Origin of the sequence: uncultured Methanobrevibacter sp., assembly GCF_937906425.1 — an archaeon.
Taxonomy (GTDB): domain Archaea; phylum Methanobacteriota; class Methanobacteria; order Methanobacteriales; family Methanobacteriaceae; genus Methanobrevibacter.
On record NZ_CALCYR010000050.1, the window covers coordinates 1 to 10,897 of the forward strand.

General features: G+C 30.6%; 8 protein-coding genes. 5 read left to right on the forward strand and 3 right to left on the reverse strand.

Annotated features, from left to right (window positions below):
* Nucleotides 1-513 precede the first annotated feature (513 nt).
* The 3 genes from Q0138_RS01430 to Q0138_RS01440 all read left to right on the forward strand — a co-directional run bounded on the left by Q0138_RS01430 (nucleotide 514) and on the right by Q0138_RS01440 (nucleotide 3,732).
* Nucleotides 514-1,212, forward strand: coding sequence for a hypothetical protein (locus Q0138_RS01430; RefSeq protein WP_297979913.1), 699 nt, complete (start codon nucleotides 514-516; stop codon nucleotides 1,210-1,212).
* A 647-nt stretch (nucleotides 1,213-1,859) separates the two neighbouring features.
* Nucleotides 1,860-3,005 (forward strand): tocopherol cyclase family protein, encoded by a 1,146-nt coding sequence (locus tag Q0138_RS01435; RefSeq protein WP_297979916.1) that lies wholly within the window; start codon nucleotides 1,860-1,862, stop codon nucleotides 3,003-3,005.
* Nucleotides 3,006-3,042: 37 nt separating this feature from the next.
* Nucleotides 3,043-3,732 (forward strand): diacylglycerol/polyprenol kinase family protein, encoded by a 690-nt coding sequence (locus Q0138_RS01440; protein WP_297979919.1) that lies wholly within the window; start codon nucleotides 3,043-3,045, stop codon nucleotides 3,730-3,732.
* Nucleotides 3,733-4,073: 341 nt separating this feature from the next.
* Here the strand turns inward: Q0138_RS01440 and Q0138_RS01445 are convergent, their stop codons facing one another.
* Both Q0138_RS01445 and Q0138_RS01450 read right to left on the reverse strand, forming a co-directional pair.
* The gene (locus Q0138_RS01445; protein ID WP_297979921.1) at nucleotides 4,074-5,267 is read right to left on the reverse strand and encodes a cytosine permease; all 1,194 of its coding nucleotides are present in this window, start codon (nucleotides 5,265-5,267) and stop codon (nucleotides 4,074-4,076) included.
* Nucleotides 5,268-5,806: 539 nt separating this feature from the next.
* On the reverse strand, nucleotides 5,807-6,577 hold the full coding sequence (locus tag Q0138_RS01450; protein ID WP_297979923.1) for an SDR family oxidoreductase: 771 nt from the start codon (nucleotides 6,575-6,577) through the stop codon (nucleotides 5,807-5,809).
* 1,387 nt (nucleotides 6,578-7,964) lie between these two features.
* Here Q0138_RS01450 and Q0138_RS01455 point away from each other — a divergent pair.
* Nucleotides 7,965-10,175: a CDC48 family AAA ATPase gene (locus tag Q0138_RS01455; RefSeq protein ID WP_297979926.1), complete on the forward strand. Its 2,211-nt coding sequence runs from the start codon at nucleotides 7,965-7,967 to the stop codon at nucleotides 10,173-10,175.
* 53 nt (nucleotides 10,176-10,228) lie between these two features.
* On the opposite strand, the gene Q0138_RS01460 is transcribed toward Q0138_RS01455, so the two are convergent.
* The gene (locus Q0138_RS01460) at nucleotides 10,229-10,654 is read right to left on the reverse strand and encodes an efflux RND transporter permease subunit (protein ID WP_346662260.1); all 426 of its coding nucleotides are present in this window, start codon (nucleotides 10,652-10,654) and stop codon (nucleotides 10,229-10,231) included.
* A gap of 82 nt (nucleotides 10,655-10,736) precedes the next feature.
* Here Q0138_RS01460 and Q0138_RS01465 point away from each other — a divergent pair, with 82 nt between their 5' ends.
* Nucleotides 10,737-10,862 (forward strand): hypothetical protein, encoded by a 126-nt coding sequence (locus tag Q0138_RS01465; RefSeq protein ID WP_297979928.1) that lies wholly within the window; start codon nucleotides 10,737-10,739, stop codon nucleotides 10,860-10,862.
* Nucleotides 10,863-10,897 lie beyond the last annotated feature (35 nt).

Consider the following 10,897-nt stretch of genomic DNA (forward strand, 5'->3'; position numbering starts at 1 on the left):
CAATTTTTTTTATTTTTATTTATTTTTATTTTAATTTCTTTCAATGATTTTTTTTAAAATTTAACAAAATTTCTATTTTGATTTAATTTAGTTTATTTCTTATTTTTTAATTTTATTTTAGTTATTTTTAAAATTAAACTCTTTTTGATTTGTTTTATTTATTTTAAACCATTATTTTCATTTATTTGATTAAAAATTTTATTTGTTTTATTGCGAACATTACTTAACTTTATATATGGTGCTTGTCTTATATGTAATAATGCATTGTTTTATGAAACTGTTTTATGAAATAATGCATACACCAAAAAATAATCATCACCAGTAATTTGTTATATTTTTTTTGTTTCTCACAGTTTTTTTGTATTCATGTCTATCACTTCGATTTTCGGGCAAACACGGTTTCTCCTATTCTGGTGGTGATTCTTTCTTGGATAGGGAGGGATTAAATAATTCAGTAAACTCCTGGGGGTAGTTTATCTTAAGGGGGTAATTATTTAATACGGATGCGGGTTTTTGTATTTTACTGTTGAACTTTTAAAATTTGGAGGTATTCTCATGAATGAATTTGGAATAACACAATTAATATTTCTAAGACGTCTTGGTATGGAAACTGAAAGAGTAAATGTTTTATTTGAATCTGGCAATTTAGGTGTTAGGGATTTAATCAGATACAAAAACAGTATTTCTTCAATCGATGACTTTTGTAATTTTGTGGTAAATTCTCAGGATTGGGGGGATTTGGAAAATATTGATAAAATCGTTGAAAGTGTGGAAGAAAAATTATTTGTTCATTTCTATGAGTTAATTGATCAATTTGGTGCCATTGGCGATTCTAATTCTTATGATGTGTCTTCTTTTGAAATGGGGTTAGATTCTAATTCTTATGATGTGTCTTCTTTTGAAATTAATCCTGCTTTCAATCCTTTTGTTTCTCCGGAGGATGAAGATTTTGATAATATTTCTTTTGAAATTGATCCGGCTTTCAATCCTTTTGTTTCTCTTGAGGATGAGGATTCTGATGAATCTTTTTTTGAACTTGATTCTGATAAGGAAGAGTTTTCCCAATTTTTAAATAATTTGGGCGAAGATATGGATTCTGTTTCGTTTTCCATAGTTGAGGAAAATCCTATTTTCTCTGGAAATAAATCCGATTCTGACTTTATTGGAATTCCTCTATTTTTAAAAGAGGAATTTGATTCTGAGTCCGATTAAAATTAAAATTAAATTAAATTTAAAATTAAATTTATACTAAAATTAAATTTATATTAAAATTTAACTTATTATTTTTTTTAAAAAACCCCTTAATGTTGATTTTATTTTGTGTGGTGTAATTTAATGGTTTGGATGTGTGTTTTTTCTTTAATGGGTTTAATGGGTTTAAGAGTTTTAATGGAATTCTTAATTCTTTAAATTCCTTTTTTCCTTATATTTTTCTATTTTTTCTATTTTTATTGTTTTAATTAGTTTATTTTGGCTTATTTTCATTATTTTTATTATTGTTTTCCTTTTCTTATTTTAAATTATTTTTAGTTTATTTTAAATTAGTTTTAATTTATTTTTTTTAATTAAGTGATTTTTTCAATTTTAATATTATTTAATAGCTATATTAAAATTTAATACATTTTTTAATACAAATTGCCGATTTAAATAATAAATTATTTATTATATCAAAAATAAACTTAAATTTAGTTAACATTTTATGTTTTAATTCATGTTATTGTAAATTAAAATGTAGTTTATAATTTTAATGGATTGAATTCAATTAATTGAAATTTTTAATTCCATTTTCTTATTTAATTTTATAAAAGGATTAATTTTATTTTAATTTGCCAATAACGATTTTTTTAAGGAGGATTTTAATGAATAAAAGTGATTTGAAAAGAGATCATTATATGTTAAAAGGTCCGCTTGCCAAACAGGGTTATGACTGGTGGTGGCATTCCTTGACTGCATATAATAAGGAGACTGGGGAAGCAAGACCTTTCTTTATAGAATACTTTACATGCAATCCTGCTCTTGCAGAGGATGAACCTGTTTTAGGTCAAGATCCTGAAACAATTCGTCAAGGTAAAAAACCTTCCTACTGCATGTTGAAGGTTGGAGCATGGGGTAAGGAACCTAAACAAATCCATAATTACTACTCCATGAAGGATTTTGAATGTCCTGATGATAAATTGGACATTAAATTAGGTGAGTTTACCTTGTCTGAGACACATATGAGTGGATATTGTAAGGTTACTGAAGAGGAGGCCAAAAACCATCCCGAATATATGTGTGATGCAGGTGAAATGAAATGGGATTTGGATATTGATAAGCAAATCACTTTTAATGTAGGTTATGGTGCAAGCGGCATATTTAGAAAATTAAACTCCTTTGAAATGTTTTGGCATGCTGAAGGAATCAAGACCCAATACAGCGGTACCATTGAGATGGATGGTGTTGAGTATGAGGTGATTCCTGAAAAATCCTTTGGTTATGCAGATAAGAACTGGGGAGCTGACTTTACAAGTCCTTGGTTATGGATATCCTCATGTAATTTAACCAGTTTGATAACAGGAAAAAAACTTAATAATTCTGCTTTTGAAGCTGGCGGTGGAAAACCTAAGGCTTTCGGCATTTCCCTTCCTCGTAAACTATTGATAGGATTTTATTATGAAGGAAAAATGTATGAATACAACTTTGCAAGATTCTGGAATAATGTAAGGGTTGATTTCGGTTTTAAAGAAGGAAAAGAAGTTAATGAATGGTTCATTAATGCAAGTAATTGGAACAGCAAGATAGAATTGAAATTGTATTGTAAACGTGATGAGATGCTGCTTTTCAATTATGAGGCACCTAACGGTAAGAAATTACACACCCGTCTTTGGAATGGCGGTAACGGTTATGGTGAGATTAAGCTGATGAAAAAGGACGGCACATTGATTGACCATGTAAAAATCGAAAATGCAGGTTGTGAATACGGGGAATATGATGATGACAGAACTCATAATGTCATAGAGGATTAGATTTGGATAATTTTATTGTTTATTAAGAGAGATTATTATGTTGTGGTCAGATGTTGTTGCTTTAATTATTGTTTATGCATATGTTATTGTAATTTTCTTTTTAGCTGAAAAGGTTTTAAAGAGCAGGCCTGAAGTTTCACGTAAGTTCCTACATATCATGATAGGAAATATGATCTTTGCAATGCCTTTCTTCTCAGATGCATGGGTTATGCTTTTATTCATTACATTGCCGATTACAGTGGCTTTGTTCTTCCTTACAGAATATTCCCCTATTAAGATTGAGAATGAAATGACAGAATCAGGACATGCTTTAGGCTTATTCTTTTATGCAGGAATTTGGTCAATATTGCTCTTTATTTTCCCAATAATGATTGATCCTAACTTGCTTTGGATTGTAGCATTAGCTATTGTTCCTTTAGTGTATGGTGATGGATTTGCAGCTCTTGTTGGTGGAAAATGGGGTAAAGTTAAATATCATGTATTTGGCGGAGAAAAATCCCTTGAAGGATCCCTTGCAATGTTTGCAGTAACTGCTGTTCTTGCAGTATTTGTATGGATGTTTTATATGGCTTTGGGTTACACTCTTCCGGAATTTAACTTTTGGTATGTTTTAATCATTTCCGCTATAGCAACTGTTTGTGAAGCTGTAAGTTATGGTGGTGTTGACAATCTTACTGTACCTGCTGTAACTTCAATTTTATATTACGTAGTTGCAACTATGTTATAGACAAATCAGGATTTTTTATAAAAATCTTGATTATTTTTCTTTTTTTTAAACTTATTTTCTTTATTTTCTTTATTTTCTTTATTTTCTTTATTTTCTTTATTTTCTTTATTTTATTTATTTTTATTAGGTTTTAAACTTTTATTTTATTTTTAGTTTTATTTTAGAGTTTTATTAAGAGTTTAATTATTTTTTATTTTTAGTTTTATTTTAGACTTTTATTTTATTTTAAAATTTTATTTTATTTTAGACTTTTATTTTAGACTTTTATTTTATTTTAAAATTTTATTTTTCTTTATTTTCTTATTTTTATTAGGTTTTAGACTTTTATTTTATTTTTAATTTTATTTTAAAGTTTTATTTTTCTTTATTTTTTTATTTTTAAGAATAATATTTATATATGCAAGTGCTGCGGATACTATAACTGCAAGTAGACTTGGTCCTAAAAATATGGAATCCATGCTTGAAGCCACTTGATAAACCATAAACCCTACAAACCATGATAATATATTCCAATACCAGTCTCTTTTTTTATTATTTTCCCCTCCAATGTAGAATGAAACGACAAGTACGGCAGCCATTGGTGCAAAGACAGAACTGATCAGGTAAAGAAAACTTATGTAATGATTCATAATTCCTGAAATTGCAAGCATTGCACTTAAAGCGCTTACCACAACTCCTGTAATCTTCGGGTCAAGTCTGTTAAAGATTGCCTTGGCAGATTCTCCTGCAGAATTTGTAGCAAGGAAATTTGTTGTAACTGTTGAGAGAACCATTATGATGACTCCTTGAACTCCAAGTCCTGATAAAAGAATTGCCTGTGATATGTTGGTTGTTCCCATTCCTACAACCTCAACACCAATGAAATACATCCAAAGGCTTGCGATTGTGTAAGCTATTGCAGAAATTGCTGTCGCCCTTTTAGGACTTTCAACATCCTTTGTATAGTCTGAAATTACTGGAAGCCAGGAAATAGGCATTGCAATTGAAATTTCAAATATATTCCAGAAACTCAGTGTTTGGGAACTTTTAATTGGAGGGTATGCATTTATTCCAAATATCTTAACACTTAGTACAATAAGTAAGATTGTTAATACAATCATTACAATGCTTGTTATCTTTGAGGAACGTTGAAGTCCAACAAAAACCCATATTGCAACAAGTCCTGCAAGAATCAGGCAGGTTGCAGCAAAGGATATTGGTAGATTCAGGTCCATAAGGGCCATTGCACCTTGGGCATTCAATACTGCCACCCATGCTATGAGTTGGAGGACATTCAATGTTGCAAAGATTTTTGAACCGAAATTGCCGAATGTTGATTTGATTGATTCCATTGCATTTACCCTAAGATTTGCTCCAATAAGGCCTGTAAAGTAAAGCAATATTCCTCCGATTATATGTCCGAGTATTAATGGAAGCCATATGGAGTTTACATCTGCTCCAGATCCGACTTGGATACCTGCAATAATTTCAGAAACTGAAATTGCAACTCCAAACCAAATGATTGCATTTGTAAATAGTCCTGTACGGTTTTCCATAATAAATCACGTAAAAAAGTATTTTTATTAAATTAAAATTATTTTTAATTTTTTAATCAATTTTAATCAATTTTAATCAATTTTAATTATTTTTAATTATTTTTAATTATTTTTAATTATTTTTAATTATTTTTAATTATTTTTCAATAATTTTAATTTAAATAATTTTAATTTTAATTATTTTAATTATTTTAATTATTTTTCAATAATTTAATCGGGTTTTCAATTATCTATTTTATAAATCCTATTAAAATTATGTTTTTAAATTATATATAACTGATGTTATATTTTAAAAATTAGAAAATAAGTTTTAAATAAAATAATTGAATTAAATTTATGTTTAAAATTTAAAAAATGAGCAGAATTTAATTTTTAATTAGTTTGGGTTTAAAGTTTTAAAAAAAGAGTTTTAAGATATATTTTTTTATTTAAATGGGGTTTAAGTTTTAAAAAAAGAGTTTTAAGATATGTTTTTTATTTAAATGAGGTTAAAACTTTTTAAAAAAAGAAAAAAAATAATTGAAAATAAGAATTTTCAATTATATACAGGTGTATCCACCGTCTACAGCAATAGCTTGTCCAGTTACGTAACTGGATTTAGGGGATGCTAAGTAAACAACGGTTGAGTCTAATTCTCCGTCTACACCAGATCTTCCTACAGGAACTACAGTTTTAGTGTATGCTTTGTATTCATCATTGTCAATAGTTGAACGGGTAAGTTCTGTTGGGAAGGTACCAGGACAGATTGCGTTTACAGTAATGTTGTATTTAGCCCATTCTGCTGCTAATTGTCTGGTGAGGTTTACTACTCCACCTTTTGCTGCTGCGTATGGGGAAGTTGGGGTTGCCATGGTTCCGACTAAACCGAACATGGATGCAGTGTTGATGATTCTTCCGTATTTTTGTGGAATCATTGCTTCACGTGCAACTGCTCTGGACATTTTGAATGTACCGGTAAGGTCTACATCTACAGTCATGTTCCATTCTTCGTCAGTTAATAATTCTGCTTCTTTGGTTGCACCGTATCCTGCGTTGTTGTGGAGAATGTCGATTCTTCCATAGTGGTCCATGATTTCTTTTACACAGTTTTCAACACTTTCAGTGTCGGTTACATCACAAACTACACCAATACAGTCTACTCCAATTTCTTTGATTTCTTCAGCAACTTGGTCTAATCTTTCTTTCCTTCTTCCTGTAATAACAATGTCTGCACCATATCTAGCATATGCTTTAGCCATGTCTACTCCGATACCGGAGGATGCTCCACTTACTACAGCTACTTGACCTGATAAATTAAATAAATCATTCATTTTTTCCACTTCCATCAGATAACCGTGTCAAGTTATCTTTATTTAATTATTGATTTTTTTAACTTATAAACCTTTTTCTTTTTAGTTCAGTATTTTGAGGCTTTTTCTAGACATTTTTATTTTTTAATTTAGTTTAACTGAATAATATTCACCCTTTTTTGATAATTACTGTTTATTTATTCAATTAATTTTATGAACAGTTAATCAAATTTTCATATTAAAATTGAAAAAACTAATAATTTTTTAGGCATTCCTAAAAATTACTTTTTTAAGATTTTTTTTTAAAATTTCAAGAAAACTATGAGAGTGAATATAATTTTTTTATTTTTTCTTTAGTTTTTAAAATTTAAATGATTATTATTTTAATAATGAGTATACTTTTTTTATTTTTCTTTGCTAGTTCATTTCTATTTTTTTATTTTAGTTTGAATTTTTACTAATGATTTGCTTGTTTCTTGAAAAATTTTTATTTTAATTACTAAATATTATTTTTAATTAAATTCTTTTATTTTATTTTTTACATAATTATCATTCTTATTTATTATGAATATTTATTTTATAATTATTTTTTTTAAAAATAATCAATAAGATTAATTTTTTAATTATTTTAATAATTTTAAATTAAAATAACTTTTTGTTAATAAAATAGAAAGCTTTATATACTATGAAGTTCAAGTATTATTTAGTTACAAAAACTAACTAAAAGATTTAACTTAATAATTATTGATAAAATTTTTTAAAATTCTTTTAAATTTTTATCTGGTAATTGTATTTTGATTATTTCTAATGCATCTATTGGATAATTGGTTTATTTGAATTTAAGTAAAAATTAATAATTAATTTTATTAAAAATTATTTATTTTAATTTCTTTGGTTATTTAAATTAATCAGGTGTATTTAATTTATTGTTTGATTGTTTAGAAACTTTATTTAAAAAATCTTAATTTATCTTTAATTTATCTTTAATGTATTGTGAAATTTTATTTCAAACTTTGTATTTTGAACAGTCAAGAAAAATTGATCCCTTTTGATTTGAATAATTGGAAAAATTGAAATAATGATTTTTAAGATTAATTATTGTTTTTCAATTGATATTTCTGTTAATTCAATAATTATTAAAAATCTTTTATTAGTGTAACTAAAATCACGATTATTTTTCATGGGCATAACAAGATTGTGCTTTATGAGTAAAAAATTATTTTTCATGGGCATAATAAGATTGTGCTTTATGAGTAAAAAATTATTTTTCATAAGTATAATGAGAATTATGCTTAATGACTTAGAATATTGCTTGTTGGTGTAATCAATTACACCTATTGACATTAGAATTATACATTATATTTATTATTAATTATTCATTATTCCAAAATTCAAAGGAGTTGATATCATGGCTGATATGGAATTAAAAATTAAAGTTGCAGAAACTTTATCTCAAGATGATGTAGGAAAAAATATAGCTAAACTAGATATGGAATCTATGTTTAAACTCGGACTTAAGGACGGGGATTTAATTGAGATTACAGGATCTAAAACCACTGCAGCTATAGCTATTGCTTCTCAATCTGAAATGGAACCTATCATGAGAATTGACGGTACCACCCGTAAGAACTCCGGATCTTCAATCGGTGAGGAAGTAATCATTAAACATGCTGAAGCCAAGGAGGCTAAAAAAGTCGTTCTTGCTCCTATCGATGCAAGAATCAGAATCGGAGGAGATTTAAATGCAGCATTTAGAAATCAGGTAATGGTTCAAGGGGACTTAATCAATACTGGAATCAGAACTCCTAGAAGAGCTTCAATGGGAGGAGGATTCTTTGACGATGTTTTCTCTGACATGATGAACGTTCCTGGAATCGGTGCAATGAGCCAAATCAAGTTGGCTGTTGTAAGTACCAACCCTGGCGGTGTTGTAAAGGTAGGTCCAAAAACCAAGGTTGAAATCAGTGAAGAGCCTGTTGATCTGTCTAAATTGGAAGGTGTTTCAAACCTTGTAGACATAAGTTACGATGATATTGGCGGTTTAAAGGAAGAGGTTAAGAAAGTTAGGGAAATGATTGAAATTCCTCTTAAAAAACCGGAATTATTTGATAAGTTAGGTATTGCACCTCCAAAAGGAGTTTTAATGCACGGTCCTCCAGGAACTGGTAAGACCTTACTTGCAAAGGCTGTTGCAAATGAAAGTGATGCACACTTCATTGTAATTAACGGGCCTGAAATCATGAGCAAATATGTTGGTGGAAGTGAGGAAAACCTTAGGGAATTCTTTGAAGAGGCTGAAGAAAATGCTCCTTCCATTATATTTATTGATGAATTGGATGCAATTGCTCCTAAACGTGAAGAAACCCAAGGAGAAGTTGAAAGAAGAACTGTTGCACAACTTTTAACCTTGATGGATGGTCTTAATTCCAGAGGTCAAGTTGTTGTTATCGGCGCAACCAACAGACCGGACTCTCTTGATGGTGCACTTAGAAGACCTGGAAGATTTGATCGTGAAATTGAAATCGGCGTTCCGGACAGGGATGAACGTAAGGAAATCATGGAAATCCACACAAGGGGAATGCCTCTTGCAGAGGATGTTGATTTGGATGATATTGCTGAAACAACCCATGGGTTTGTAGGAGCAGATCTTGAAGCATTGGCTAAGGAAGCTGCAATGAGAGTAGTAAGAAGAATCATTCCTGATTTAGGGGCTGATGATGAGATTCCTCCTGAAGTTTTAGAAAAACTTGTTGTAAATAAGGATGACTTCAAATCAGCGCTTCGTGAAATCCAACCATCTGCACTTAGGGAAGTTCTTGTACAAGTTCCTAATGTAAGTTGGGCAGATGTTGGTGGTTTGGAAGATGCTAAACAGGAATTGAAGGAAGCTGTGGAATGGCCTTTAAAATATCCTGACAAGTTTAAGGACTTTGGTGTAAGGCCTCCTAAAGGTACCCTCTTGTATGGTGTTCCTGGAACAGGTAAGACAATGCTTGCAAAGGCTGTTGCAAATGAAAGTGACGCTAACTTCATTGCTGTAAAGGGTCCTGAACTCTTGAGCAAATGGGTAGGTGAATCAGAAAAAGGAGTAAGGGAAGTCTTTAGAAAGGCAAGGCAAACTGCACCTACTGTTATTTTCTTTGATGAGATTGATTCAATTGCAAGTAGCAGAGGTGGAGAAGCAGGTGATTCTGGAGTAACCAAACGTGTTGTAAATCAATTGTTAACTGAAATGGACGGTCTTGAAGAATTGGAAGATGTTGCAATTATTGCTGCAACCAATAGGCCTGACATAATCGATCCTGGTCTTATGAGGCCTGGAAGGTTTGACAGACACATTAAGGTTGACACTCCTGATGAGGATTCAAGATTGGCGATATTTAAAGTTCACACTAAAGACATGCCTCTTGCAAAAGATGTAAAGCTTAAAAAATTAGCTAAAAACACAGAAGGATATGTTGGAGCAGATATTGAAGCAGTATGCCGCGAAGCTGCAATGTTAACACTAAGAGATGATATCGAAGCAAAAGAAGTTCCGGCAAAATTCTTCGACAAGGCTATGGAAAAAGTAAAACCGAAAAACCAAAGTAATGATGACGAATTAATTCAATACTTCTAGTTGCATAAGCAATGATTGGATTATTGATTAATTCCAATCATTACTTTTTCCTCCTAATTCATTATATTTATCATTTTCTCATGTTTTTCATGTTTTTCATGGTCTTCAGGGGCTTCATGGTCTTCACACTTTTCATCGTTTTTCTTGTCTTCATTTTTGGACCTCTTTTCCTTCTTATCTCTCTTTTGCTCTGTCATATAATATAATACAGGAATTACCACCAGCGTGATAAGGGTACTGGTAATAAGTCCGCCTACAATTGCCTGCCCCATCGGTGCATAAATTTCAGCACCTTCTCCATGAGAAACTGCCATCGGCACTGTTCCAAGCAGGGTTGTAAGGGTTGTAATCAAAATCGGCTGAATTCGTGAAGATGCCCCGTCTACAACAGAATTAAACAGAAGCCTGTTTTCTTCTTCACTTTCTAGTTCAATTACCCAGTCTCCGTCTTTAGTCATGTGCCCCATATTTTTTGCCATCACTTCCCGCCTCTGGGCACGCAGTTGGTTTACATAATCCACAAGAATAATACCGTTGTTTACAACAACTCCGGCCAGAGAAATGAGTCCCAGAAGGGAAAGCAGATTCAGTGTTGAGCCAAAAATCAAAAGGCCGGCCACAACTCCAATCAGACAGAAAGGAATTGTAGAAAGAATCAGAAGGGGCTGCTTGAATTTTTCAAACTGAAGAACCATTACCGTATAAACAAGGAAGATTGCAGT